Raw genomic sequence first — 25,309 nt, forward strand, 5'->3', positions numbered from 1 at the left:
AAATCTTGACTTCAGACATCAGTTGCAAATAGCTAAAGCGTCCTAATATAACCCATTATATTCCTCTTAAAGCAAAGTGCTTCTAATTTTCTTTGTGAGCTAATTTGCTTTAAACAACATCAGCTCAGCATCTTTCCCATCGGTTAATATTGCTACATTCCCTTTAGTGGTTACATACACGTCTCTTAATCGTCCTGTTGCTTCTGGAAATATGTGCGTTTGGGTGAATTCGCCATTAGTCAGATTAACGCTGTAGAGCTTTTTATCAACGAGTGTGGTGATGAGCGCATGTTTTTGAAGTGAAGGGAATGCGGCGTATTTAGAGCCGTAATACGCCATACCCGATGGGGCGATTGATGGCGTCCAATCTACGCTTGGTTTTTGCATGCCGGGGTAGTCTCTAAATGGAGAAATACGTGCTTGTGAATAATCGTCACCATAGGTGATCACCGGCCAGCCGTAGTTGGTAGCTGGCGTTAAGTAATTTAGCTCATCGCCACCGGCGGGGCCGTGCTCGTGGCTAATAATTTGCTCGGTATCGTAATCATACACTAAGCCCTGTGGGTTTCGGTGACCGAGCGAGTAAACAGCGTGTGCATTGGTGTTTTTGTGATTAATAAATGGGTTATCTTTTGGGATAGTGCCATCTAGGTTTATACGTAATAGTTTGCCAAGTTGGCTGGTTATTACTTGTGCTTGCTCTCTAAAATCAAAGCCATCACCAGTTGAAAACAGTAGAGTGTCGTCGGGTAAAAAGAGGGCGCGGCCAGCGTAGTGTTGTGGAGTATTTTTATCAGTCGCTACTGTGTAAATAATAACAGGCGTTGAAAAGCCGGTGCCATTAAAGGTAGCTTTTGCAATTACTAGGCGATTAGCCTCAGCTGTGCCTTGTGCGTAGGTAAATATAACTTCTTTGCTGGTGTTAAAATTAGGCGAGAGCACTATATCAAGTAAGCCGCCTTGGCCTGCAACGTATAAACTCTCAAGGTTTAAATTTACTCTAGTTTGCTGATTGTTTTTTACAATAACAACGTGGCCGTCGCGCTCTGTAATTAGCCATGACCCGTTTGGTAGCTTAACCATGCTCCACGGCGAATTTAATTTTGTAGCGACTGTGTGAGTACTGTATTGCTCTTTAGGTAATTCAGCAGCACTGGCGGTAGACGCAAAAAGCCCTACAAACAGCCATAGCGCTAATTGAGAGAGTCGTTGTTTACATTGCAAGCCTTTGCTACTGTAAGAAAAAAGCTTTACTTTAAGTTGAGATAACCATGCCATTTTTAACACGTTTACTCCCTATATTTTTAGTTTCTTGGTTATTTACCTTTACGCTTGCTAGCTTGTTTCATAGCCAATACGTTGTCAATCAATTAGTTGATGTGGGTGTAGTGGTCAGCTTAAGCGACCGTATTAATTTAACGCTAGATGATTGGTTAGGGCTATTACCTACCTATGGCGCTATTATTGCCATTGCTTTGGCTATCGCTTTTTTTGCTGTTGTGTTACTTGTTAAAAAGTTTAAAAAATACAGCATGGCGTTATTTGTGGCATCGGGTATCACTGCTTTTGCCGCGGTCTTAGTGGCCATTGAGTCGATTATGAATATTCATATTATAGCGGGCGCTCGTGGATGGGGATTTTATTTGCAGTTACTAGCAGGTGCTTTAGGTGGCTTGCTGTTTGCCTTATTAACCAAGGCGTTAGCCCCTAAACAGTAGGTTAAATAAAAAACTCAGTGGCTAACGCTAAGCGTTAACCACCACGTTAAAATACGATGTAAAACGTTAATTAAAGCTCTATATAATAAGCGCTACATAATAAGCGACTTAATAGCCTCTAGGCCTTTTCTGAGAGTAGCTTCATCGTTAGCGTAGTTAATGCGTACGCACTGGTGTTTGTGCTCCCAGCTATCTTCAATGCCAATAAAAAAGTTATGCCCAGGAATTATATATACATCTTGCTCTTTGAGTTTTTGATAAAGCATTTCGCTGGTTATTTTTGAGTCTTTAAACCATAGCCACATAAAAAACGCGCCTTCTAGTTTATGTAAATAAACAGGCAAGTCTGCAAAAATTTCATCAAACAGGTTTATGGCTATCTCTGCTTTATTTTTATAAAAAGGCAATACCGTATTTTTACACAAAGGCAGTAATTCGCCTTCGTTAATTAAGCGGGTTACTAAGCTTGGGCCAATAGCGTTAGGCGATAACACCATAGAGCCGTTAACACGGCCAATGGCTTTAATTATTTCGTTATTGGCAACCACAATACCAGTGCGCAGGCCAGGCAAGCCCAGTTTTGAAAGCGACATACACAATATAATGTTTGAGTTCCACGTAAGGTTTGCATCGGTGTAAATACAGCCCGGGAAAGGGTCGCCATAGGCGTTATCAATAATTAGGGGAATATTGTACTTGTGTGCAAGGGCGTCTAGATGGCGTACTTCCTCATCGGTAATGACATTACCAGTTGGGTTGGTAGGGCGCGATACGCACAGTGCACTAATACTGGTATCGTTGGCTAATACGTTTTCAACCGCGTCAAAATCAATGACATATTTAAATTGCTTAGAGCCACTGGGTGTATTTAAAATTTCGATGTCGGGCTTTATTGCCACAAACATATCATCAGATAAACCTTGGTCGGCGTAACCTACGTATTCAGGCGCAAGCGGAAACAAAATACGCTTATTAGTGCCATCGCTCATTTTGCCCGCAAGCATATTAAACAACACAAAAAAGTTAGCTTGGCTGCCGTTACCCAATGCTATGTTTTGTGGTGTTAAGCCCCAGTCAAACTCGCTATTTAGCTGTTTAGCAAGGGCCGCTCTAAATTCGTCATTGCCAGTTGGCCCGTCGTACAAACCAAATACTTGCGATACTTTATTACTGGCTACTAGCTTTTGTAATTCATCTAAAAATACGGCATTAACCTGTGGTACGTGTGCGGGGTTACCGCCACCTAGCATAACAATATTTGGATTATTGCTTGCGTTAGCGCTGCCTAAATCTTCCATAAGCTGCGTTATTCCGTTGGGTTGTGTAAATTTAGTACCAAAATTTGAGTAGTTCATAATACCTATGTGTGCGCTAATAACGAGGAGGGCAGTATAGCGCAAATAAAGGGCTTTATTTGCATGTTGATAATAATTCACGGTTTAGAACTTTAAACCCTTTAGGGTATAATTAACGCACTTTTATTCGCTAGGCTATTGTTATCAGTAATTTTGAATCGACTTTACATCACACTACGCTTGAGGCTGAACCTGCCGCTGATTTAAACGAGCCTGTAGTAAAAAACACGCAATTTAAAATAGCCACGTTTAATTTATTTAACTACCTTGAGCCGCCTAATGCGTATTACGATTTTGAAAAAATTTATACCGCAGAGCAATGGGCACGCAAACAGCGTTGGATTGTAGATTATTTAAATGAGTACGCGCCTGATGTAGTAGGTTTTCAAGAAGTATTTAGTATTGAATCGCTAAAAGCGTTAATGGCGCAGCAAGGCTATACATATTTTGCTGTGGTTGATGCGCCAGAGGTGATTGATGATTTTATTTTTAAGCGCCCGGTTGTGGCTATAGCGTCTAAATTTGAGATTGTTGATATAGCTGCGGTTAAGCACAATACCGAGCTTGTTGAAATGCTTGGCCTTAATAGTAATTTTACGTTTAGCCGTAAGGTGTTAAGAGCCACCATTAGATTACCCCATGTAGGTAATACCGACTGTTATGTAGTGCATTTTAAGTCAAAACGAGCCATGATTGAAAGTGATGAAAGTACTACTAGCTCAGCTAAAACCGAGCCCCCCTCAAGCGAAAAAAACATAATAGACACTCATAAAGCAAATGTGGCCGGCTCGTGGGGCTCAACCATTCAGCGCGGCAGTGAAGCCACTTTACTAATGATAGAAATGATTGCCCGACGCGAAGCTACACAACAGCCTATGGTGTTAATGGGCGATTTTAATAACGACCTAGCCGATGGCGTGTTGAGCCATTTACTAACGAATACATTGCGATTTGCCCCAGCGTTTGATGTTAAAACATACCTTGCAAAATATTGTTTAAATGACGCGTGGCAGTTATTTAAAACACTAAAAATGAGCCAATTTACGGCGCACAACACCCAGCAAAACGCTGGGAATGCAGATGTTCAACAAAGTAATGCCCCCGCTGCGCCGTTATTAAATCGCAGCCCTACCCATTATTATGGAACGAGTAGTACGGTACTTGATTATATTTTACTCTCGTGTGAATTTGACCCAAGTTACGATGATAGCTTTTATGAAGTGAGTGATTATCATACATACGACAGGCATTTAATAAACCCAGAATACGAACGAGACGATTTAACAACCGATCACGCGGTGGTATCAATTACGCTAACGTTAAGGAGTTAATACGTGGGTAACATTTATAAATAGCTTTGCAGCTTTTACATTATTATTGAACCTATAAATTATAAGTTATTAATTATAATGAACTTATTTTAGGCTTAAAACTTGCTGTAACTACTGAATTAAAACAATTTTAAGGACATAAAAATGACTGAAGTTGCGCTTTCTGCCAATATGGCGTTTTACGTTTATTTAATAATGTTAGTGGTACAGTGGTCGGTAGCTACCTTTAGCAAAGCTAAACAACCTAATGCTGTACCGGGTAAAATTAGCGATGATTTATCGCACGGCAGTTTTATATTTAGAGCCCACCGTACTTTTCATAACACACTAGAAAACAGCGCGTTGTTTATTGGTACTGTGTTGTTTGCATTTGTTATAAATTACCAAAGCCCTATATTTGCCATGTGCGTTTGGGTGTATGTAATAGCGCGATTAATTCATATGGCGCTGTATTACGTTATAGCCACAGAGAAAAACCCAAGCCCACGCACGTACTTCTTTTTAATCAGTTTTATAGCCAATATTGTTATGCTAATTTTAATTGGCTTAAGATTATTGGCTTAATCAAGTTAAACGGAAAATAAAGTTAACAATCACTATTATTTAAATTTTTGGCGATTGGATAATAAATGGGCAATGCTATATAGTTAAAATTTATGAATTAATATTTAACTTTCAAAGGCAACGGATGAAATTTAAAATAGCATTTATGTTTTTACTCGTTTCAATGTTTTTAATTTACAAGTTTTATTCTCCCCAAGAAACCAATAATAGTGGTTCGAGTAATGCTTTGAATAAAGGCAGTGAAGCGGGTTTAAAGCTATTGAATAATTTATCAATGGGCAGCCAAACTAAGCAATTTGAGTTATGTTCAAATAATTTAGAAACGTTAAAAACTAACGACGATTACTCTACTTGTGTTGATAGCGTATTGATTAATGAAAATAAACGTCTTTTAAGAGAACAAGCTAAGTTAGTCGAACCAATTTACTTAGCCTGGATATACTTTAATTGGCAAGAAGCTTTATTGCATTTAACTAGTTTAAAATTGGAACTACAGGATTTTTTAATAAAAAAAATCGCGTATACCGTAGGGCAAATAGATTTACAAGAATTACTCATTTGGATTGATAATAGTAAATTAAATAATGATATAAAGGCAAAACTAATTACAGCTGGGTATTTATCCTACATGGAAAGTAGACCAGAAACAGTTCTAGAGGAAGTAAGCTACCTCTCCAATACCTCGATCAAAATGGCAGTAATAGATAATTTGCTAATGCAATGGGGCGTTCAGGACACACTAGAAGCGCTTAGCTGGATTGAGCAACAACCAAGGCCTGATATGTATATGCGGTTGATATTACCTATGTTAACGGCATTAATTGATAAAGATACTTCTTTGGCTGAAGAGACTATTTTATTACTAGACGATTCACAAATAAAATATGACGCCGTTGCGTATTTCACACAAAAGCTTGCTAGTGATGATATTGAATCATCAGAAAGCTGGGTATTGTCATTACCTGGTGGTCCTGTAAGGCAAGCTGGTTTGCGCAGGCTAGTAGAGGTAATGGCTACACAGAGAGTCGAACTCTCACGTATACTCGATATCATTTTAGCTGAAAATGACTTAACACTTCAGGGTAAATTATTGACAAATTTAGTCGCTACTTCGCCTGAAAAAGGACTAGATGCGTTAAAAGAAATAATCCCCACATTATCATTTCCTATAGCGGTTAGAAAGTCACTTTTGGCTGCGCTTACCAAGCTTCTAATTGCTCAAAACCCTGATGCAACAAAAATATGGCTTAATTCATTAACTCCTAGTGAAGAAACTAGTTATGCTAAGCGTTTGGCTGGCGAGAATATGTTAGCCAGCAGCTTATCATCAAGCATAGAGATTGCGAATAGTATGTATAGTTCAAAAGAGCGAATACTTTTGATTGAAGCGGCATTTTCATTTGTAAAGCAACAAGATGAAATTGATTACAATTTTCTGTATAGAAGTTTAGTTTTGACTGAAAGTGAAATAACCCATTTAGAAAATCACTATAATGATTAGTTGTTAGGTGAGGGAATTTAAAGCTTAGTGAGTGCATCAGCTTATAAGTACTTTGCATTAAGTCTCAACGAATGTGTTTTAAAACTTATTAAATGCAGTGAGTATATCGCAAACATTAGAGGGTTTGTAAACATAAGTTCCGCACTTAATAAGTTAAGTTTTTAATATATTACTGGGCTTTATAAACTCGTATCCAATCTACCCAAAATATACTTTTATTGGGATCTGCAAGCTCAGATGCATTAGGCTTAACGTCTCGCCATGGCTGATGTTCCATATCCAGTATTATGTGCATAGGCTTGTTTAAGCCTGTTCCGTTAGTATAGTTTTCAGGATCAATAATATTTGGGCCAGAGACACTTCGAACCAAAACACCATCTATATAGTAATCTAAATTCCACGCATCCTTCCAATGTACTCCATATCTACGAAATTTATTGCGGTATGTTTCTCCGTTGTTGTAAACCCAAGAGCCAGCGTCCTTTGGCTGGTAATCTTGAAATGGGTCTCGAATAAATACGTGATGACTAACATGCATACGTTGGTCAAACCACTCTTGGCCAATTCGGTCGCTACCATATGACTCCATAGCATCGATTTCTTGGGTAGAATCAGCACTAAGCATCCATACAGCATTTGCCATAGTGTTGTTTGTTGGTTTTACCATCGCCTCTAGGTATAGGGGGTAAGTAAAGGTTGCTTTAGAAGAAATAATACCTGAGAGAACTTTGTTCGTACCTGCTTTTTCGGTTGCTTGCAGACCAAGCGCCCCGCCAGTTGTATATGAGTGGCCAGCGCTAAATTCTGTATCGCCAGGACCTAGCCAAGCATTTATATAAGATGCGTTCCAACGATTATTAAAAGCAGCTGGTTTATTATTAGGTTGTGCAATGTAGTTAAACTCATCTGAAACACTTTGTAACTGCCAGCTTTTACCTGCGCCTGCTTGTGCTGGAATACTAAAAGGGCTCCAATCAGCTGCCTGGACTGAAGTGATAGACATAAACAAAGTGCTACCTATTAGTAGCTTTAGCTGTTTCATATTAAATCTCCATTTAAATTAATGTTGAAAGTTTAAAGAAATAGATAAACCTTCTTTAATTTGCCGATACACATTTTTTAGATAGTCACACGATAATTTCGTCTTGAATAACGCAAATATGTGAAAAGGCTGTCAGTAAAATATTCTTTTTAAGTCCGATAATTCGCTTAAAAATCGAACTAGGTATAATATTGCATAGATGTTAATGGTTAACAATATTTAATCAACAAAAATAATAGTAAGGGATGTGCAATGAAGAGGAAGAAGTGTTCTATAAGTTTTTAGTAGTAAAAGTAAAATGTTGGATGCTATTTAAAAACTTTGCAACTTTAGAGGCTTGTAAAAACCAAGCGACAAACCTGTAAAGAGGAAGAGAGTAGAAAGGGTAAAGTGAAGGCCTAGTAAATTAAGGCCTTCGTTCTGAGCTATTTGCTTGACGTATTTAACTATTTTTTATTCAATATTGATTTGTGTACTTGTTACTATTCCATCGTAATTGACAGAAACGATAACTGTACCGTTACTATTTGAATTACTCGTTAATCTATATCTAGCCTGATTGGTTCCAATATTAATTAATTCAGCATTTGCAATTGTGCTACCATTTACACTCCAATTCGCAAATTCTGAAACATTCAAGCTAGAAGAGGTATCACTATAGTTAGCGGTTAATGTTAAATCTAAAGTACCCAGAGGGCTCAATGTTAATGGATTTTCAGCGTCATTAATTTGAATACTTTCTAGGGTTGCGTCGCCTTCAACTTGCACGGCTATTGTTTTATACACTCCACCACAGCTCGCAACAAGCTCTGTAACGCCTGGTTTTAATGCGAGTAAAGTACCTTTATTTTCGCCCTGTTTTGTAACACCGACAGTATATGAATCTAACGTAGACCACTTTATAGTATTGTCTATATCGAAAGGAGAAGGATTGTTTATTAGATTGGCTTGCGCAGCTACGCTTATACGAGAACCTAAGTTTAATTTGATAATATCCTTAGATGTATCATCAGAAAGAATATCAATACTCTCTAGGTTAGCTGGGTTGGCTGTGACAATTAAGGTATCCGATATGTTACCTATATTCGCAGTAATTGAAGTGTTCTCAATTTCACTTGATGAGGTATATAGTGTACCGTTGTTATCGATTAACGCGCTTGTTTCATCATCAAGAGTAAAACTAATATCTTTTATTGTATTTAAAGATATATAGCCATCTGAATAAGTAATATCTGCACTAATACTTGCTTCTATACACGTATTAATGTCACCTATTTCTGGTGAGGCTTGTTTTAGTTCTATGTTCGAAACGGCTTCATCACTAATTGACATTTGTCCTTCACCGGATATTTCATTTATTGTAGTGCCAGTAACCGTAATCAAACCTCTATCCAGTGGAGAATTAGTAATGGCTGTCACTAAGCCACGACTATTGACAGTGGCTACTTCTGGGTCGCTTGTACTCCAAGTAAGCTCATCGGTTACATCTCTCGTTTCTCCGTTACTATCTTTACCCATGGCTTTAAGCTGAAATTGTTCTCCAGGTCTAATGCGTGTTTGATTATTGATAATAGTAACGGATTCTATAATTGTACCTTCAGTGCGAAGCTCTTCGAGAGTTACTGCTTTTTTTAGGTCGGTTGACTCAGTATCAGAGCCACAGCCAGTAACTGCTATTAATAATATCGAAATAATAGAGAGTTTGTGAGAGGTGTGTTTTATTGCCATTTTAGGATTGTACCTTTTAAAATGAGAGAATGACTAAAATTGGTAAGTAAAACCAAGAGAAATAGCTGTTATCTCGATATCGTCTTTGTCATAAAGTGATTGATAGCCAAGCCTTACTTGGGTGCTGTTTAAGTATGGAATATCTTGGTGCATTGCCACACCCCAAGCAAAACCTTTATATTGAAATTCATCATTTATAGTTTCTTCAGGGCCATTAACTGTAATATCTGTTTGCGCATAGCCGACTGAAACATCTAAACCGAAACCATTAACAACATCAGACTGCATTACGAAAAATAATGCGGCACTTTTTTCTATATCGAATTCAATGCGATAAAGGTTATCTTTCTCGTTGGCGGTTAGGTATTGGGCTTCAAAAGCCATATTATTGTTACTGACCCCTAAACGAAGTGCAGTTGATTTTGGTTTAACATCTTCGTTACTAATTGCCATTTCAGGTAATACATAGTCAACACCAATATATGCGGTGTCTGCAAAACATTGCGTTGAGGCACAGAATAGGAGTAGATAAAGAGTTTTTTCCATGTGAAAGTAAACTATCCGTAAATTATTATAAGCAAGGATGGTATATAATTGACTTAACTTAATCAAGGGAAGAGATTCGCTTGGATAAAATTAGGAACAAATTATAAATATCTGATTTAATAGCGTAATGCGCAATAAAGATCGCGCTATTTTCGGCTTATAATCTTATCTTGGCTAATCTACACCAATAAACCCACCGGTTTGATGCGCCCAAAGGCCAGCATAAATACCATTTTGCGCAATGAGCGCTTCGTGGCTGCCTTGCTCTACAACGCGTCCTCCATCAAGTACAATAAGTCTGTCCATTTGCGCAATGGTCGATAGCCTGTGAGCAATTGCAATCACAGTTTTACCTGTCATTAAATCATCTAGGCTTGCTTGTATTGCGGCTTCTACTTCTGAGTCGAGCGCGCTGGTGGCTTCATCGAGTATTAAAATAGGTGCATTTTTCAGTAATACCCGCGCTATAGCGATACGCTGGCGTTGCCCACCGGAGAGGGTTACACCGCGCTCGCCTACTTGAGCATCAAACCCTTTATTGCCTTTGCTATCTTCTAAATCGCTTATAAACTCGAGGGCTTTAGCTTGCTTGGCAGCGCTGAGCATTTCGGCTTCTGAGGCATCGGGTCGGCCGTATAAAATATTGTCTTTTACAGAGCGGTGAAGCAGGGAAGTGTCTTGCGTAACCATGGCTATATAGCGGCGAAGGCTTTCTTGGCTTACATCGGTAATGTTTTGGCCATCAATTTTAATCGTCCCCGAATCGGTATCGTAAAAGCGCAGCAGTAAATTAACTAATGTTGATTTACCAGCGCCAGAGCGACCCACTAAGCCAATTTTTTCACCGGGTTTGATATGTAGGTTTAGGCCGTTCATTACCGGGCCGCGATTAGTTTCGTTAGCGGCTTTGCCGTAGTTAAAGTGAACATTTGAAAACGCGATATCGCCCTTAGAAACGGCAAGCGTTTTTGCATCGGGTTTGTCATCTACTTTAATGGGCGTAGATAAGGTTTTCATGCCATCGGTTGCGGTACCAATGTTTTCAAACAAGCTGCTTATTTCCCACATGATCCACTGCGCCATGCCATTTAATCTAAGCGATAAACTAACCGCAACAGCAATGGCGCCTGCGCTAATTGCACTTAGCGACCATAAATAAAGGGATAGTGCGGCCACACTAAATACTAATAAGTAATTTAGGCTATTAATGGCAAAGTTAAGGCTGGTTACTAAACGCATTTGCTTATAAACAGGCTGTAAAAATACATCCATACTTTGTTTAGCGTATTGCTCTTCACGTTGTGTGTAAGAAAAAAGCTTAATGGTTGATATATTTGTATAGCTGTCGACTATACGGCCGGTCATTTCAGAGCGCGCATCGGCCTGTGAGCTGGCAATTTTTTTAAGTTTTGGCACAAAGTACATTTGAATAGCGGCATAAATAATTACCCACACTAAAAGCGGTAGCATTAAACGCCAGTCAGCTTCTGCAACTAAAAACACCATAGCGCCAAAATAAACCACAATATACATTAGTACATCGAGCAGTTTCATTACGGCTTCTCGTACGGCCAGTGATGTTTGCATTACTTTTGTGGCAATACGCCCTGCAAACTCGTTTTGATAAAAGCTAACACTTTGGCGTAATAAGTATCTATGCGCCGACCAACGAATCGACATAGGGTAATTACCCAGTAATGCTTGGTGTAAAATAGCCGAGTGAAAAAACACCACAATAGGCAATATCACTAAAAGTACTACCGCCATTTTTATAAGTTCGGTTTTTTGCTCTTCAAATAGGGTTTGCGGTGTGTAGGTGCCCAACCAATCAACCAATTGGCCCATATAGCTAAATAACGATACTTCTAAAATGGCAAGCAGGGCAGCACTAACAGACATTAAAACTAACGACAGCTCCATACCTTTAGTGTAATGACGACAAAACGCAAATAAGGTAGAGGGCGGCTGCGTTGGCTTTTGCTCAGGAAATGCGTTGGTCATTTTTTCGAATAATCGATACATTTTATAAACTTAAATGACAAAAAATAGAAAAGGATCATACCATTTAAGTGGCGCGCTGTAGATCTTTAGCGATTAATTTAAACTGCTACTTTTATCGAATAGGGTTTGTGAGGTTTACGCCTTTAATCATATAAATGTCGTCATAGCGTAAACCGCCATTTCCGTAGGGCTTTTTATGTGGGCCCGTATTACATTTAGCTAAAAAATAGCTAAGTGGGCGTTCGCGTTTCATTCTAAAGGTGGCATTTTTATACACTAAGGTTTGGTTTTTAAATTCGCCGCCTTGTACATATACATTGTATTGCTGGCCTTGCATTTTTACCGATGCATTATTAACAACGTACCAAATGTTGTACCAAATGTTGTACCAACTGTTTGTATCAAGTGGTTTAGCCGATTGCGCTTGTGCATAGTTTTGGATATTACTATAGCCTTTATCAGTTTTGACCATTAGCGGCCCGGTATTGACTAACCCATTTGACTCGGTTTTATCGGTAACCCGAAGAGTGGCTTCAAAGGCATCGTAGCCATGAACGTTTATTTGCTCTGGCTCTAAGTTACTTAATCCAAAAGCATGGTTATTTGGAAAAGAGGCGACGTTAATACGGGTAAAAAAAGTGTAGGTTTCGCCAACGGGCACTGTTTTTGGAAGCTTTTTATAGCTGAGGGCTTTTCGGTTGCCGACAATACCATTTTCGGCAGGCTTTTTAATTAAAAAATGGTTTATCCCTTTGGCTGTGTCCTCAACTTATATTTTAGTTACTTGTGGGTTAGCGACATAAGGTTGAGTTTGATTGTCTGTGTCGGCCTTTGTCCAGCCTTTTAGCGGTTGTTCAAAGTTATCTACTAATAGCCATTTTGCAGAGGGGGCATTTTGATTGTTTTGGCTACAGGCTAATAATCCTGAGCAGGCGACTAACAGTAAGCTGTATTTAACGCGCATAATCCCTCTTTTACTAATGTAAGTATAATCATATAAATTGGTAAACCAATATGTGGAATTTAATTTTTAAAGCTAAAAATCTATATAACCAATTTAGCGAAAATTAGTCAACCAATATTGTATTTTATCTATTCTACTGACGTCTATATTTTAAACGCGTAAAATACCTAACAACACGCAATTAAGAATAATAAAAGGGATTATATGTATACTGGAACGTGCTTATGTAAAGCGGTAAGAGTTGAAATTAAAGGGGCTATTTCTCAAATTATTCATTGTCACTGCTCACTATGCAGAAAAAACAGCGGAACTGCTTTTGCCACTAATGGTTTTGTAAACACTCACGAATTTACACTTACCAAAGGAGAAGATAATTTAACTGAATTTAATTTCAAACCTGGGCGTGCGCGCTTTTTTTGTAAAACATGTGGCTCACCTATTTACAGTGCTAATGCAGAGGATAAATCTCGCTTGCGAATACGCCTAGGGTTGATAGATGACGATATTACTGAACAGGTAATGTCGCATAATTTTGTTACCTCTAAAGCCAATTGGGAGCAATTAGAAACCCATTTGCCGTGCTATGAAAAACACGAACCAGGTCGCTAAATTACTCTATGTGGTAAATGCTGTTTATGTCGTTGTGAAGGGTGGGCGCCCACGTTTTAAATAATGGCGAATGGGCTATTTCTTCTTTATTAATGTGCACTAAACTTTGCTGAGAAAGTATCACGACAATATTTTTGTATTCGTTAAACTCTATAAGGGCAATACAGCTAAAGTGTTGCCTAAACAAGACGAGTAAAGCTTGGAGCTCTTTTCCTGTTTTAGGGTTTAAATTTATAATAATTTGCGAATTTAGCCCGCTGCAGCGACGTATGTTTTGCCAAAATACGCTGTTAGATAAAAAGTCTTGATGTACATCGCCACTAAAAATATCAATTGTAATGACATTGTATGTGCGCGTGCACGTTGCAACAAACAGCTCTGCATTTTGTAAGTGCACCGTATGATTAGCGGGCAAGTTAAAATGGTGCTTAGCAACGCTTATCATCGCGGGGTTTATTTCTACACTGTCAAACACAGCTAAGTTATTTATATAAGCCGTTTTGTTATGTAAATAATGAATGGCTCGCTCAATGCCCGCAGTACCTAAACCTAAATTTAAAACCCGTAGTGGCTCAGCTGTTTTAAGTAAAAATAACAGCATACATTGATTAACCGCAATCAGTAATTGTTCATTTTCATTAAGGCTCATCACCCCTTGAATAGTGATATCGCTATGCGCATTTTGGGCAAGTGTTAACCAGCGATAGGCCGTATTTTGATAAACACAAATAGGCCCATATTGGTTGTTACTAGAGGCTATTAAATTGGCAGAGACAGTATCGGCTTTAAGCTGGCGCATAGGTTACAAATACAAATAAAACACCCCATTAGTTTGCCACGAAAACACGCTATGTATATAGCGTATTTATGTAACAAGGTTTGTAATACGCTTGGTTACTTAAAAGAGGGGAGTACTTAAGTGTGGTTAATTTTTACAGTTGAGCTTACTTGTATAAAGCTTTAACTCAAAATAGTTGCACTAAATAGGTTGTTGAGTAATGGTAAGGTAAAAAATAAGGAGCTTATAATGCGCAAAACCCCTTTTTCTATTACAACTAAACTTATTAAATTGAGCACGTTAGCCTTTGCTTGTGCGGCAGGGTTATCAGTACAGGCTCATGCCAGCATAAAATATGAAGAACAACAAAAGCTACATGATATTGCAGCGCAGGTATCAGCTAAACGTATTGAGAGCGACATACAAACGCTGGTGGATTTTGGTACCCGCCATACGCTTTCTGAAACTAAGTCAGATACACGGGGCATAGGTGCTGCACGGCGTTGGATTAAAAAAGAGTTTGAAAAAATATCAGCGCAATGTGGTGGTTGCCTAGAAGTTATTGAAGTTAAAGACACTATATCAGGTGAAAAACGAATTCCTAATCCTGTTGAAGTGGTGAGTATAGTGGCCATTCAGCGTGGTAGTACTGAGCCAAACCGAATGGTTATTATGTCGGGCGATATTGATTCGCGGGTGAGCGATGTAATGGACTTTACCAGTGATTCACCGGGAGCAAATGATAACGCTTCAGGCGTGGCAGGGGTTATTGAAGCTGCACGTGTACTAAGCAAGCATAAATTTAATGGCTCAGTAGTGTATGCAGCGTTGTCTGGCGAAGAGCAGGGGTTATTTGGCGGTAAAATACTCACAGCGTATGCACAAGAGCACAATTGGCAAGTACATGGCGTTTTAAATAACGACATGATTGGCAATATTACCGGTTTTAATGGCGTTACCGACAATACAACGGCGCGTATTTTCTCAGAAGGCACGCGTGTAGTAGAAACGAAACAACAAGCAAGAACGCGCCGTTTTACAGGTGGTGAAGTCGATTCGGCGAGCCGTAATTTAGCGCGCTATATAGATACAATTGCCGATAGGTACATTCCAAATTTAGATACAATGTTAGTTTACAGGTTAGATAGATTTGGCCGGGGCGGGCACCATAGACCGTTTAACGATGCAGGTTTTGCAGCAGTCAGAATTATGGAAACTAATGAGCATTACGACCGACAACATCAAGATTTACGTACAGAAAATGGTGTGGTCTATGGCGATACCATAGATGGCGTTGATTTTGACTACACAGCAAAGCTTACATCATTGAACGCAGTAACAATGGCTTCAATGGCTTGGGCGCCAGCTCCCCCTAAGCAGGTAAAAATTGAAGGCGCGGTTAAGGCCGACACTACGCTTTCGTGGCAAAGTTCAGATGATGATAATATTGCCGGTTATCGTATTTATTGGCGCTATACCAGTGAGCCGCAATGGCAATTTAGCCAAGATGTGGGCAATGTAAGTAAAGCTACACTTAAAAACGTTGTTATAGATAATTACTATTTCGGTGTTGCAGCGATAAGCAAAGACGGGATTGAATCGCCTGTGGTGTTCCCAGGTGATGTAGGCTCGTTTGATCACAATATAAAATAACAGCGATTTACTATTGCTTATGTGCAATTGTGATTAAAAACAAATCAAATGGTGTATTTAAGGTGCAAAGCAGGTGTTTTATGCTTGCACCTTATTTGTTATGCACTTAGAGTGTAGAAAAAAAGCAGTAAAGGTTAATAAAATGCAGCAAGAAGAAAAAAAACCATTAACAGCGCAAGAGCAAGCACAAATAGAGCAACAACGGGTTGCTTGGCAACGCGAGTGTTTTCAAAACGCCCAAAAATACTTAGCAGAAAAAGGCATTATGCCTAAATCAGTAATAGACAAAGACAGTCGTTTTTTAGCGCCATTGTGTGCTATGTGGAAATTTAAAGCGCAAAACGGCAAGAGTTACTGGGTAATAACAGGGCGCTTACCCACTGATCATGCAGACGTAAGTGCAGCAAAAGATGCGCGCGATGCTATGCGATATTTTTCATTACAATGGCAGTTAAAAGCAGATCAAATAATGAGTGCTGGCGCACGAGATAAAACCCAGGTCGACTTTGCTAACTTACTTATAAACCGTGCACACGGCTTATACGAAATGCATGAAAACGAGCAACTTTGGGCTAATGAACCAAAATAAGGTATTGCTTGTATAAACGTAAAAAAGGGCTATTAACGGCCCTTTTTTAATGTACTAATGTAAATGGTTTAGTGACAAACTCAGACACATGGCATTGCATTCGCTGCCTAGGTATACCTGCTTCCATAAAAACACCGCCTTGTTGTATAAAGCCGTTTCGTTTAAAGCGCTCAACTTCGTTTAAAATACAATTAATACTAATAACTTGGTGCCCATCGTTAGCGGCAAGATTAACAATAAAAGTAAGTAATGAAGTATAAACATGGCGATTACGATGTGCGGGTAAAACGGCTATTCGGCCTATTAAGCCATCTGTACACAGCCTACCTGTGGCTACGGGTGCGTTACTGTTGTGAGTAACTAGCACATGGTGTGCTAGTTTGTCTTGGCTATCAAATTCTATTCGTTTGGGTATGTGTAACTCATACACAAATACTTTTTCACGTATTTGTTGTAGCTGGTCTTTTTGCCTATCCCACTCGACCTTATTAATTTGATAGCCCATAGCGCACCTCTAATTAAACCACATCCCCTCATTAACTAGTGTAGTAAAGGTTTGAATAAAAACTAGGCTGGGCTGCGCTGCGTTTAAATCGTCGGTATTAACATAATCATGATCTGTTAATAGTGTAACGGCATTTAAGTCGCAAAGTGGTAACGGGTAGTTTTCGCCATTAATACTTAATAATAGGGTGTCTTCTAGCTGCTGATAGATAGCACGTACGCCGCCTAAACGCTCAAATTCTTCTGCATTGTTTGCTATTAACTCACTCATTTGCTCGCAGGTTATAGGCTCTTCAAGCGGTGCTAAGTCCATTTCGTGCTTGGCTTGGCTTAAGGTATTACCAAGCCAATGCTTAAATAGCTCATCGTTATTAAGTAGCGCTTGCATAAGGGTTTTAACTTTATCGGTTTCGCTCTGTAAAAGCTCACCTTTAGAGTCCCTAAGGGCTAAAGTATGATCGGTATAGCGTTTTTGGCCGCTGTCGGTATCAATAACATGATCGGCAAAACTAGAAAATAAGTCTTGTTGATTAGGCGCTCTAAATCCAACCGAGTAGTTAAGGGCGTTTTCTATTGCATAGCCTTCGTGAGGGCACCCAGGTGGTATATATAAAATATCGCCGGGCTCTAAAATACAATCTATAACGGCTTCAAATTGCTCAACTTGCAGTAGTTTTTTATTTTGCGCAAATTGTTTAAGTGTTGGATCAGGCAGGCCAACACGCCAATGACGCTTACCCTCGCCTTGAATAATAAATACATCGTACTGATCTAGGTGTGGACCAACGCCACCTTTAGGGGTTGAGTAGCTGATCATTAAATCATCTATTCGCCAGTTAGGTATAAACCTAAATGGCTGAAGCAGTTGTGCTGCATCGCTATGCCAATGATCAACCGCTTGTACCAATAAAGTAGCGTGTTGCTCAGTTAATTTTTCAAAGTCTTCAAATGGGCCTTGGTATGCTTGCCAATCGTTATTGTGGTTGGTAACAATTCGCGACTCTATACTTTCTTCCATAGCAAGACCGGCAAGCTCTTCTGCCTCTATTGGGTCTTGAAAGTCTGTAAAGCCTTGTTTAATTAATAGCGGTTTTTTTTGCCAGTATTGGTTTAAAAATTCTTGCTCACAGAGGTTGTTTATTTTTAATTGGTACATAGAGTTGGCCTATAATTTTTAGTACAAAAAAAGCGAAAGGGATTATCCTTTCGCTTTTTATATGCGCAATTTAGTATTTAAACTAAATCGTCAATAAACTCAACAGCGCGGCCAATGTAGTTGGCAGGTGTTAGTTTTTTCATTTCTACTTTAGCGTGCTCTGGCAGGTCTAAACCATCGATAAAGTCGGCCATAATCTCTTGATTTACACGTTTACCACGCGTTAAATCTTTAAGTTTTTCGTATGGTTTTTCAATACCGTATTTACGCATAACCGTTTGAATTGGCTCAGCAAGTAATTCCCAGTTTTGATCAAGCTCATCAAGTAAACGTTGCTCATTTACTTCAAGCTTGCTTACGCCTTTAAGTGTAGATTGATACGCGATAAGCGTGTAGCCCATACCCACACCTAAGTTACGTAAAACGGTTGAGTCGGTAAGGTCACGCTGCCAACGAGAAACAGGCAGTTTTTGTGCAAGGTGAGCAAATATAGCATTTGCTAAACCTAGGTTACCTTCTGAGTTTTCAAAGTCGATAGGGTTTACTTTATGCGGCATTGTTGAAGAGCCGATTTCGCCAGCAATGGTTTTTTGCTTAAAGTGGTTAAGGGCAATGTAACCCCAAACGTCACGATCAAAATCAAGTAAAATAGTGTTAAAGCGAGCAATAGCATCAAATAGCTCGGCAATGTAGTCATGCGGCTCTATTTGTGTAGTGAACGGGTTAAAGGTTAAACCAAGGCTAGTTACAAAGTTGCTTGCGTGGGTATGCCAATCGTAATCTGGGTAAGCACTCAGGTGAGCATTGTAGTTACCTACAGCACCGTTAATTTTACCTAGCATTTCTACCTGTGCGATTTGGTCGCGCTGGCGTTTTAAACGCATGTATACGTTAGCAAACTCTTTACCCATTGTTGAAGGCGTAGCTGGTTGGCCGTGGGTACGCGTCATCATAGGTACTGCTTTGTACTCAATGGCTTTTTCTTTTATAGCGTTAAGTAGTTGGTCGCAGTATGGAAGGAGCACATTATCACGAGCTTCGCTTAGCATTAAACCATGAGATAGGTTATTAATATCTTCTGATGTACAGGCAAAATGGATGAACTCGTTAATAGCGTTAATTTCGCTGTTATCGGCTACTTTTTCTTTTAGTAAATATTCTACCGCTTTAACATCGTGGTTTGTGGTGCGTTCAATGTCTTTAACACGCTGTGCGTCTGCTTCGCTGAAATTATCAACTATGGCATTTAAAAGTGCATTGGCTTGGTCGCTAAATGCAGGTACTTCTTTAATATCGCTTGCTGCAGCTAAGGCTTGCAACCAACGCACTTCAACGGTTACGCGGTATTTGATTAAGCCAAATTCGCTGAAAATACTGCGTAGTTCAGTGGTTTTGCTGCCGTAGCGACCATCCACTGGAGAGATAGCGGTTAACGCTGAAAGCTCCATAATAACTCCTAAATTTTAGTTTTGAACGATAATTAAATGTTTGTTTTTGCAATAGCGAGAATTTTTCTTTTTGCAAAGAAAAAGTGACGGCGTTTACCGCCCATTTGTCGCCATAATACAGCACTGCGAATTCCTGCTAATAAAAGGGCACGAATTTTATTTTGCGTTTGCTGCTGTTTTAATAACTCGGGTTTACCATAAACCTGAATTCGGTGCCCAAGGGGGCTCAGCACCGACGAGTATATATCTGCTAAACCGGCAACTACTGTGTCATCGGTTATAGCAAAGTGATCTAAGCGACGATGAATGTCGTCGATACGACGGCCAAGTTCAGCTAAGCTTTTTGGCTCGTTATTTAAAATACGTTCAAGCTGCATTAAACCACCTACGTACTTAACTATTTCCACATCTTTTTGAGCGCCAGCAGTAAGCTGCGCCATTAATGTTTTATAGCCGTCGCGCAAGTTATGCGTACCTTGGTAAACATCAACCGGGGATGCGGGTGATGTTTGTACAATACTTGTAAATAGCACGTCTAAGTCTGAATCGTTTGCGCTGCCGTATTGCGCGATTTTTTGTACTTGTTTAGCCACTTGGCACATGGCGGCAAGCGCCATGACTTGGTGTTGATTCATTACTTAATCACCGAATCTATAATACCGCCACCTAAACACACATCATCGGCATAAAATACAGCTGATTGACCTGGTGTAACGGCTTTTTGTGGTTCATCAAACAATACGCGTGCCATACCATCTTCCCCAACGAGAAGGGTACAATTAATATCTTCTTGGCGGTAACGGGTTTTAACGGTGCAGCGCGTTGTACCTTGAGGACCAACACGGTCTACCCAATGTAATTGATTGGCGTTTAGGCCATTGCTGTAAAGACGAGGGTGGTCTTTACCTTGTCCGACAACGAGCACATTGCGCTCAACGTCTTTATCTACAACGTACCATGGCTCGCCAGAGCCTTCTTTCATGCCACCAATTAACAAGCCTTTACGCTGGCCAAGTGTATGATACATAAGCCCTTCGTGCTCACCTACGTTGTTGCCGTCAGTATCTTCAATCACGCCAGGTTGAGCAGGTAAAAACTTTTGTAAAAAGTCTTTAAATTTACGCTCACCAATAAAACAAATACCGGTGCTGTCTTTTTTGTCATGGGTGATTAAGTCTTGCTCTTCTGCAATACGGCGTACGTCTGGTTTAGCTATATCGCCTACTGGGAAAAGAGTTTGGCCTATGTGTTCATGGCTTAAGGTATATAAGAAATAGCTTTGATCTTTGTTATCGTCTAAGCCTCGGCACATAACGTATTTGTCGTCTCGTAGTTCACGACGAACATAATGGCCTGTTGCAATATAATCGGCGCCAAGTGCTTGTGCTGCAAATTCTAAAAATGCTTTAAATTTAATTTCTTTGTTACACATAATATCTGGGTTTGGCGTACGGCCCGCTTTGTACTCTTCTAAAAAGTACTCAAAAACGTTATCCCAGTATTCGGCTGCAAAGTTAACGGTATGAAGCTCGATGCCTAATTTGTCACACACTGCTTGTGCATCTTTTAAATCTTCAGCGGCTGCACAGTATTCGTCATTGTCGTCTTCTTCCCAGTTCTTCATAAACAGGCCTTCTACTTGATAGCCCTGTTGTTGTAATAAATATGCAGATACAGAAGAATCAACACCGCCGGACATACCAACGATGACTTTAATGTGACTATTTTCGCTCATGAATAATTTCGCTTATACAGATTGCTGTTAACTTGGAAAGGCCGCGATTATAGCACGCATTTTGTTTTTGCTTAAAGGGAGGAGTGGCGCAAACACACGATTTTGTAGTTATTTTATTCATATAATAAATAGCAAATAAGACTGAAACGCATTTAACATAAAAAATGATGAAAAAATTAAATAAGCCATTGTAAAAAGATATTTCGGTGCCATTCTTACGTTATTAAATGATAATAATGCTTTCATTACCTTGTGCTTGCTTGTAAATTCAGCTGCCAGTAAGATTTTGCGTATTAGACTCACTTTTTTAAAAAAATATTTTCAACGGAATGAATATATGAATTATGCCTTCCAGGTAAAAAAGCTTTCAACGTTAATACAATATTATGCTGCAAACTCACGCGATGAACTAAATGAGTTGCTCATAATGCCTACAAGCGACTTAAAACGTGATACATATACGCTTTTTCATGAAGTTTTTGAGCACACTTTACCCTCAGATGCCAAGCAAAACAGTCCTATTGATGAGATTTTCAATGCTGTCTCAAGTTCTATTGAATTAGTTGACGAGCCAGAAACTGCCTTGTTTGAGACTATGAAACGCTGGTGGGATGAATGGTATTTTGCATTAAGTATGGATAATTCGCTTTCTCACGAAAAAGAAGATGCGCCATACAGTTTCCTTTCTAAAAAAATGCATCATCCTATGAAGCGCCACGAGATGAGCCACTACGCCCATTTATTTACTATTTTGCCTATGCCTATCTCTAATGTGTGTGCTAAAACCGGTGATATTATTAGAGTTAATCAGCGCTTTATAGATGTATTTGGTTATACCGTTGATGACTTACCTAACATAGAGCAGTGGTGGGTTAATGCATACCCAGACCCTCACTATCGAGAGGCCGTGAAAAAAACGTGGCAATCGGCGTTAGAAATTGGCAATGAAACAGGGCAAGACATCCCCGCGCATGATTACCATGTTACTTGTAAAAACGGTAATACAATTACCATGGAAGTATCTGGAATCAATTTGGGCGATGAATATATTGCTGTATTTAATGATGCGACCAAGCGTTTAGAAGATCAAAATATTTTACGCGACATGGCATTTTTAGATTCGCTAACACAAATAGCAAATAGACGTCGTTTTGATGAAAAGCTAAGTAAAGAGTTTGAAAAAGCCGTTGAGTGTGGTGACGATTTGGCGATTATTTTAATCGATATTGATCACTTTAAACTCTTTAACGACCGCTACGGGCATGTTGAAGGTGATTTATGTTTGTATAACGTGGCGCAAGCAATAGCGTGTACGGTAAGTCGCACCGAGGACTTTGTGGCGCGTTATGGCGGAGAAGAATTTGTTGTATTGCTGCCTCAAACCGATAAACAAGGGGCTTTATTTATTGCTGAGCATATTCAAAAGGCAATTGAAGAGCTGCACCTCCCTCATGAAGACAGCTTTACCGGCTACTTAACCCTGAGCATAGGTATTCACGCAATTAATAAAGAGGATAGTTGCGATCAAAAAGAGTTTATTAAGGCTGCCGACAGCGCACTTTATTATTCAAAAAGGCAGGGACGAAATTGTTTAGCATTAAGTTAATTTATAGCCTTGGACTATTTATATAGTTTTGAGAATTATATAAAGCGCAGATGTTTAATTATCGTCGTAAATAAAGTCTACGTCTTGAATAGGGCGGTTTAGGCTGTCTTCAATACATTTTAAAACTAAATGGCTTCTTAGAGGCAGTGCTTTTATGTCTTCTAAACTGTGCCAGTTGGCACTAATTATATCTGCATCTTTTGGGCAGGGCTCAGTGGTGATTTGAGTGCCACCAAACATAAAACAAAAGCGTAAGTAATGCACCCCATTAGCCGCATGTAAGTTATAAATACCGATTAAACCAGTGGGCGTTAGGGACAAACCTGTTTCTTCAAAAAGCTCTCTACTGGCTGCTTGAGCCAGTGTTTCGTTTACTTCTAAATGGCCAGCAGGTTGGTTATAACAAATATTAGAAGTAAATTTATCTCGCTCTTTTACCAGTAAAAAATGCTCTCCTTTTTTTACTACAGCAGCCACCGTTACATGGGGTTTATGCATTTACCTCACCTTTTATAACACTGTACTGTGCGCTGTTTATGCCATCTAGCGTATAATTGCCAATACTGTAGCGAATAAGCCTTAATGTAGGGTGCCCAACATGGGCGGTCATACGGCGAACTTGCCTATTACGTCCTTCATTAATTGTAATACTTAACCACGTTGTAGGAATCGACTTTCGCTCTCTTACCGGCGGCACGCGAGGCCAAAGTTTTGGCTCGTCAATAATTTTTACGTTTGCGGGTAAGGTCATCCCATCTTTTAGTTCAACACCTTTACACAGGGCATTAATGGCCTCTTCACTAGGCTCGCCTTCAACTTGCACCCAATAGGTTTTATTGGTTTTTTTATTCGGTGCGGTAAGGGTATTTTGAAGCTTTCCGCAGTTTGTTAAAAGTAACAAGCCTTCACTGTCACGGTCGAGTCTGCCTGCAGCGTATACATCTTTAATGGGAATAAATTCAGCCAAGGTTTTTCTATTGGCATCGTCTGTAAATTGGCAAAGCACATCGTAAGGCTTGTTAAATAAAACAATTTTTCTATCTTTAGGCGCTATAGCGGGTTTAATTTCACGCGAAGTTGTACTTTTTTTAGTGAGCGCACTGCGTGAGTAAGTTCTACCCGTGGTTCGTTTAGTGGTACTTTTACTTGCGCGATTATGCATTGGTTTGTTCGCCATTAAATACACCTAGCGGGCTTGGGTAAGCCGGCAATTTTTGTGGCTTGTTTTGCAGGCCCCTTGGGAAATAATTTATACAAATAAATACTATTGCCTTTGTCCTCGCCAAGCGCTTTAGCCATGGCTTTAACAAGCATTCTTATTGCTGGGCTGGTGTTATATTCTAAGTAAAAATTGCGCACAAAATTAATCACTTCCCAGTGTTGTTCACTCAAGATAATGTTTTCTTGCTCGGCGATAATGGGGGCTAACTCTTTTGTCCACAAGGTGTAATCTAGCAAGTAGCCTTGTTTATCAGTGTCGATTTGTTGATTATTAAATTCAAGCATGGATTACCAGGTAATAGATTGGTTAGTAGATAGAGTAAGAGCAACAAACTCATCGTAATTAATAAGTGTTTGGCCTGGGCTTAGTTTAACTGCGCGTGCCTGCGCATCCTCTAAAAGCAACAATAGCGAATTGTTTAATTGAAAATACTGCTTAGCGGCATAACAGGCATCACCAACAAGGAGTACTTTATCGGTGTCTTTAATTAAGTTTTCAAGCTGAGTAGAGTCGTAATAAGCCAGTGGCTTTGAAAAAATGTGTAATGTACTCATAGGTTCACCACAAAATCTTGCTGGCCGATCAGCTGCTGTTGCTCAGTGTAATTGAGGCTGGTTGAATCAATAATTAACTGAGATTTGTTTAAGTTATAATCTAGTAACGATTTTTCACATACATATATGTTTTCTACTTCATAGATTTCAAGCGTTTTGATGTTTTTAAAAAAATCTTTTACACCAAGTTGCTGTGTTGATTGATTATGTTTTAAAGCAAGCACAGCAGGGCCGCTAAATAGCCAGCTAATATTTTGCTCAACTGCGGCAAATATCAGTGACATGTCTAGGGCATCGCGGGTATTAAGCTCATCAAAGGGGCTGGATTGGCTCATTACTAAAACGTTTTTCATTTAAACTGTATCCATTTATCTGCATCACTCGCTAGCATGGCAAATTCTGCAAGCCCGGCTACAGTAAACACACCTGTTTGGCTTGTGTTTAAGCCACGTTTTTCTGCTGCAGTAATACATAGCATTAAGTTGACGTTTTTATCTGCAAGTTGTTGCCATTGCGTAGGAATTTGTAGTTCGTCAGAGGCTAGCTCAAAGTGAGCTGACGCGTGATAAATCCCATTTTGATACAAAAATATCGCATCTATGGTGTGGCCTTGTGCTAAACATGCATTCGCAAACTTTATAATACGTTGCGTTGAGTCATGATCTGAAGGAGGAGTATGTAAAGAAAGAACAAATCGCGCCAAAA

Annotated in this window: 26 protein-coding genes and 1 pseudogene; 8 read left to right on the forward strand and 19 right to left on the reverse strand. The window is 39.4% G+C overall.

Annotated features, from left to right (window positions below):
• Positions 1-99: 99 nt before the first annotated feature.
• A complete protein-coding gene (locus CWB60_RS13810; protein ID WP_138579271.1) occupies positions 100-1,287 on the reverse strand; it encodes a PQQ-dependent sugar dehydrogenase in 1,188 nt (395 codons plus the stop codon).
• On the opposite strand from CWB60_RS13810, the gene CWB60_RS13815 reads away from it, so the two are divergent.
• On the forward strand, positions 1,272-1,718 hold the full coding sequence (locus CWB60_RS13815) for a hypothetical protein (RefSeq protein WP_138579273.1): 447 nt from the start codon (positions 1,272-1,274) through the stop codon (positions 1,716-1,718). The two genes, CWB60_RS13810 and CWB60_RS13815, sit on opposite strands and share 16 nt — an antisense overlap.
• 92 nt (positions 1,719-1,810) lie before the next feature.
• Here the strand turns inward: CWB60_RS13815 and CWB60_RS13820 are convergent, their stop codons facing one another.
• The gene (locus CWB60_RS13820) at positions 1,811-3,073 is read right to left on the reverse strand and encodes a valine--pyruvate transaminase (RefSeq protein WP_138579275.1); all 1,263 of its coding nucleotides are present in this window, start codon (positions 3,071-3,073) and stop codon (positions 1,811-1,813) included.
• A 239-nt stretch (positions 3,074-3,312) separates the two neighbouring features.
• Here CWB60_RS13820 and CWB60_RS13825 point away from each other — a divergent pair, with 239 nt between their 5' ends.
• From CWB60_RS13825 to CWB60_RS13835, 3 genes are all read left to right on the forward strand, one after another.
• Positions 3,313-4,404 (forward strand): endonuclease/exonuclease/phosphatase family protein, encoded by a 1,092-nt coding sequence (locus tag CWB60_RS13825; protein WP_138579277.1) that lies wholly within the window; start codon positions 3,313-3,315, stop codon positions 4,402-4,404.
• A 144-nt stretch (positions 4,405-4,548) separates the two neighbouring features.
• Positions 4,549-4,968: an MAPEG family protein gene (locus CWB60_RS13830; RefSeq protein ID WP_138579279.1), complete on the forward strand. Its 420-nt coding sequence runs from the start codon at positions 4,549-4,551 to the stop codon at positions 4,966-4,968.
• A gap of 124 nt (positions 4,969-5,092) precedes the next feature.
• Positions 5,093-6,469, forward strand: coding sequence for a hypothetical protein (locus CWB60_RS13835; protein WP_138579281.1), 1,377 nt, complete (start codon positions 5,093-5,095; stop codon positions 6,467-6,469).
• Positions 6,470-6,638: 169 nt separating this feature from the next.
• On the opposite strand, the gene CWB60_RS13840 is transcribed toward CWB60_RS13835, so the two are convergent.
• The 5 genes and pseudogenes from CWB60_RS13840 to CWB60_RS13860 form a co-directional block, all read right to left on the reverse strand.
• Positions 6,639-7,511 carry a LamG domain-containing protein gene (locus tag CWB60_RS13840; RefSeq protein WP_171036152.1) on the reverse strand — a complete coding sequence of 291 codons (873 nt, stop codon included), beginning with the start codon at positions 7,509-7,511 and terminating at the stop codon, positions 6,639-6,641.
• Between the two features lie 453 nt (positions 7,512-7,964).
• The gene (locus tag CWB60_RS13845) at positions 7,965-9,239 is read right to left on the reverse strand and encodes an Ig-like domain-containing protein (protein ID WP_138579283.1); all 1,275 of its coding nucleotides are present in this window, start codon (positions 9,237-9,239) and stop codon (positions 7,965-7,967) included.
• Between the two features lie 33 nt (positions 9,240-9,272).
• On the reverse strand, positions 9,273-9,785 hold the full coding sequence (locus CWB60_RS13850) for an outer membrane beta-barrel protein (protein ID WP_096041630.1): 513 nt from the start codon (positions 9,783-9,785) through the stop codon (positions 9,273-9,275).
• Positions 9,786-9,959: 174 nt separating this feature from the next.
• Positions 9,960-11,807 carry an ABC transporter ATP-binding protein gene (locus CWB60_RS13855; protein ID WP_138579285.1) on the reverse strand — a complete coding sequence of 616 codons (1,848 nt, stop codon included), beginning with the start codon at positions 11,805-11,807 and terminating at the stop codon, positions 9,960-9,962.
• Positions 11,808-11,898: 91 nt separating this feature from the next.
• Positions 11,899-12,750 (reverse strand): annotated as a pseudogene (locus CWB60_RS13860) (hypothetical protein).
• Between the two features lie 204 nt (positions 12,751-12,954).
• On the opposite strand from CWB60_RS13860, the gene CWB60_RS13865 reads away from it, so the two are divergent.
• Positions 12,955-13,359 carry a GFA family protein gene (locus CWB60_RS13865; RefSeq protein ID WP_138579287.1) on the forward strand — a complete coding sequence of 135 codons (405 nt, stop codon included), beginning with the start codon at positions 12,955-12,957 and terminating at the stop codon, positions 13,357-13,359.
• Position 13,360: 1 nt separating this feature from the next.
• On the opposite strand, the gene CWB60_RS13870 is transcribed toward CWB60_RS13865, so the two are convergent.
• Complete coding sequence (locus tag CWB60_RS13870; RefSeq protein WP_138579289.1) at positions 13,361-14,158, reverse strand: class I SAM-dependent methyltransferase; 798 nt, start codon at positions 14,156-14,158, stop codon at positions 13,361-13,363.
• Positions 14,159-14,386: 228 nt separating this feature from the next.
• On the opposite strand from CWB60_RS13870, the gene CWB60_RS13875 reads away from it, so the two are divergent.
• Both CWB60_RS13875 and CWB60_RS13880 read left to right on the forward strand, forming a co-directional pair.
• Positions 14,387-15,790, forward strand: coding sequence for a M28 family peptidase (locus CWB60_RS13875; RefSeq protein ID WP_138579291.1), 1,404 nt, complete (start codon positions 14,387-14,389; stop codon positions 15,788-15,790).
• 142 nt (positions 15,791-15,932) lie between these two features.
• Positions 15,933-16,379, forward strand: a complete 447-nt coding sequence (locus tag CWB60_RS13880; protein ID WP_138579293.1) for a DUF4826 family protein — start codon at positions 15,933-15,935, stop codon at positions 16,377-16,379.
• 46 nt (positions 16,380-16,425) lie between these two features.
• Here the strand turns inward: CWB60_RS13880 and CWB60_RS13885 are convergent, their stop codons facing one another.
• The 5 genes from CWB60_RS13885 to mnmA all read right to left on the reverse strand — a co-directional run bounded on the left by CWB60_RS13885 (position 16,426) and on the right by mnmA (position 21,222).
• Complete coding sequence (locus CWB60_RS13885; RefSeq protein ID WP_138579295.1) at positions 16,426-16,884, reverse strand: GNAT family N-acetyltransferase; 459 nt, start codon at positions 16,882-16,884, stop codon at positions 16,426-16,428.
• Between the two features lie 9 nt (positions 16,885-16,893).
• Entirely contained in the window at positions 16,894-18,039 is a 1,146-nt protein-coding gene (locus CWB60_RS13890; protein ID WP_138579297.1) for a cupin domain-containing protein, read from the reverse strand.
• A 77-nt stretch (positions 18,040-18,116) separates the two neighbouring features.
• Positions 18,117-19,487, reverse strand: coding sequence for an adenylosuccinate lyase (gene purB / locus CWB60_RS13895; protein ID WP_096041635.1), 1,371 nt, complete (start codon positions 19,485-19,487; stop codon positions 18,117-18,119).
• A gap of 32 nt (positions 19,488-19,519) precedes the next feature.
• Positions 19,520-20,122 (reverse strand): high frequency lysogenization protein HflD, encoded by a 603-nt coding sequence (gene hflD, locus CWB60_RS13900; protein ID WP_004586725.1) that lies wholly within the window; start codon positions 20,120-20,122, stop codon positions 19,520-19,522.
• Complete coding sequence (gene mnmA, locus CWB60_RS13905) at positions 20,122-21,222, reverse strand: tRNA 2-thiouridine(34) synthase MnmA (protein WP_004586724.1); 1,101 nt, start codon at positions 21,220-21,222, stop codon at positions 20,122-20,124. Before mnmA ends, hflD begins: the two co-directional genes overlap by 1 nt.
• Before the next feature lie 337 nt (positions 21,223-21,559).
• Here mnmA and CWB60_RS13910 point away from each other — a divergent pair, with 337 nt between their 5' ends.
• Entirely contained in the window at positions 21,560-22,828 is a 1,269-nt protein-coding gene (locus CWB60_RS13910; RefSeq protein ID WP_138579299.1) for a sensor domain-containing diguanylate cyclase, read from the forward strand.
• Between the two features lie 54 nt (positions 22,829-22,882).
• Here CWB60_RS13910 and CWB60_RS13915 read toward each other — a convergent pair whose 3' ends face one another.
• From CWB60_RS13915 to tusD, 6 genes are read right to left on the reverse strand one after another with little or no spacing between them, the layout of a single operon-like run.
• Complete coding sequence (locus CWB60_RS13915; protein WP_138579301.1) at positions 22,883-23,326, reverse strand: NUDIX domain-containing protein; 444 nt, start codon at positions 23,324-23,326, stop codon at positions 22,883-22,885.
• On the reverse strand, positions 23,319-24,005 hold the full coding sequence (locus CWB60_RS13920) for a pseudouridine synthase (RefSeq protein WP_138579303.1): 687 nt from the start codon (positions 24,003-24,005) through the stop codon (positions 23,319-23,321). The genes CWB60_RS13915 and CWB60_RS13920 overlap by 8 nt, the downstream gene beginning before the upstream one ends.
• Complete coding sequence (locus CWB60_RS13925; protein WP_004586720.1) at positions 24,005-24,334, reverse strand: TusE/DsrC/DsvC family sulfur relay protein; 330 nt, start codon at positions 24,332-24,334, stop codon at positions 24,005-24,007. Before CWB60_RS13925 ends, CWB60_RS13920 begins: the two co-directional genes overlap by 1 nt.
• A gap of 3 nt (positions 24,335-24,337) precedes the next feature.
• Positions 24,338-24,604: a sulfurtransferase complex subunit TusB gene (gene tusB, locus CWB60_RS13930; protein WP_138579305.1), complete on the reverse strand. Its 267-nt coding sequence runs from the start codon at positions 24,602-24,604 to the stop codon at positions 24,338-24,340.
• Positions 24,601-24,957, reverse strand: coding sequence for a sulfurtransferase complex subunit TusC (gene tusC, locus CWB60_RS13935; RefSeq protein WP_024033522.1), 357 nt, complete (start codon positions 24,955-24,957; stop codon positions 24,601-24,603). The genes tusB and tusC overlap by 4 nt, the downstream gene beginning before the upstream one ends.
• Positions 24,954-25,307 (reverse strand): sulfurtransferase complex subunit TusD, encoded by a 354-nt coding sequence (gene tusD, locus CWB60_RS13940; protein WP_004586717.1) that lies wholly within the window; start codon positions 25,305-25,307, stop codon positions 24,954-24,956. The genes tusC and tusD overlap by 4 nt, the downstream gene beginning before the upstream one ends.
• Positions 25,308-25,309: the final 2 nt, after the last annotated feature.

Source organism: Pseudoalteromonas sp. S327, assembly GCF_005886415.1.
GTDB lineage: Bacteria > Pseudomonadota > Gammaproteobacteria > Enterobacterales > Alteromonadaceae > Pseudoalteromonas > Pseudoalteromonas atlantica.

Coding starts and splice junctions, on each gene's coding strand:
- CWB60_RS13845 (WP_138579283.1), bottom strand. CDS start 9,239: ATGGCAATAAAACACACCTCTCACAAACTCTCTATTATTTCGATATTA.
- mnmA (WP_004586724.1), bottom strand. CDS start 21,222: ATGAGCGAAAATAGTCACATTAAAGTCATCGTTGGTATGTCCGGCGGT.
- CWB60_RS13875 (WP_138579291.1), top strand. CDS start 14,387: ATGCGCAAAACCCCTTTTTCTATTACAACTAAACTTATTAAATTGAGC.
- CWB60_RS13890 (WP_138579297.1), bottom strand. CDS start 18,039: ATGTACCAATTAAAAATAAACAACCTCTGTGAGCAAGAATTTTTAAAC.
- CWB60_RS13870 (WP_138579289.1), bottom strand. CDS start 14,158: ATGCGCCAGCTTAAAGCCGATACTGTCTCTGCCAATTTAATAGCCTCT.
- CWB60_RS13855 (WP_138579285.1), bottom strand. CDS start 11,807: ATGTATCGATTATTCGAAAAAATGACCAACGCATTTCCTGAGCAAAAG.
- CWB60_RS13915 (WP_138579301.1), bottom strand. CDS start 23,326: ATGCATAAACCCCATGTAACGGTGGCTGCTGTAGTAAAAAAAGGAGAG.
- CWB60_RS13815 (WP_138579273.1), top strand. CDS start 1,272: ATGCCATTTTTAACACGTTTACTCCCTATATTTTTAGTTTCTTGGTTA.
- tusC (WP_024033522.1), bottom strand. CDS start 24,957: ATGAAAAACGTTTTAGTAATGAGCCAATCCAGCCCCTTTGATGAGCTT.
- hflD (WP_004586725.1), bottom strand. CDS start 20,122: ATGAATCAACACCAAGTCATGGCGCTTGCCGCCATGTGCCAAGTGGCT.
- CWB60_RS13925 (WP_004586720.1), bottom strand. CDS start 24,334: ATGCTTGAATTTAATAATCAACAAATCGACACTGATAAACAAGGCTAC.
- CWB60_RS13820 (WP_138579275.1), bottom strand. CDS start 3,073: ATGAACTACTCAAATTTTGGTACTAAATTTACACAACCCAACGGAATA.
- CWB60_RS13840 (WP_171036152.1), bottom strand. CDS start 7,511: ATGAAACAGCTAAAGCTACTAATAGGTAGCACTTTGTTTATGTCTATC.
- tusB (WP_138579305.1), bottom strand. CDS start 24,604: ATGAGTACATTACACATTTTTTCAAAGCCACTGGCTTATTACGACTCT.
- purB (WP_096041635.1), bottom strand. CDS start 19,487: ATGGAGCTTTCAGCGTTAACCGCTATCTCTCCAGTGGATGGTCGCTAC.
- CWB60_RS13835 (WP_138579281.1), top strand. CDS start 5,093: ATGAAATTTAAAATAGCATTTATGTTTTTACTCGTTTCAATGTTTTTA.
- CWB60_RS13850 (WP_096041630.1), bottom strand. CDS start 9,785: ATGGAAAAAACTCTTTATCTACTCCTATTCTGTGCCTCAACGCAATGT.
- CWB60_RS13865 (WP_138579287.1), top strand. CDS start 12,955: ATGTATACTGGAACGTGCTTATGTAAAGCGGTAAGAGTTGAAATTAAA.
- CWB60_RS13920 (WP_138579303.1), bottom strand. CDS start 24,005: ATGGCGAACAAACCAATGCATAATCGCGCAAGTAAAAGTACCACTAAA.
- CWB60_RS13885 (WP_138579295.1), bottom strand. CDS start 16,884: ATGGGCTATCAAATTAATAAGGTCGAGTGGGATAGGCAAAAAGACCAG.
- CWB60_RS13830 (WP_138579279.1), top strand. CDS start 4,549: ATGACTGAAGTTGCGCTTTCTGCCAATATGGCGTTTTACGTTTATTTA.
- CWB60_RS13880 (WP_138579293.1), top strand. CDS start 15,933: ATGCAGCAAGAAGAAAAAAAACCATTAACAGCGCAAGAGCAAGCACAA.
- CWB60_RS13910 (WP_138579299.1), top strand. CDS start 21,560: ATGAATTATGCCTTCCAGGTAAAAAAGCTTTCAACGTTAATACAATAT.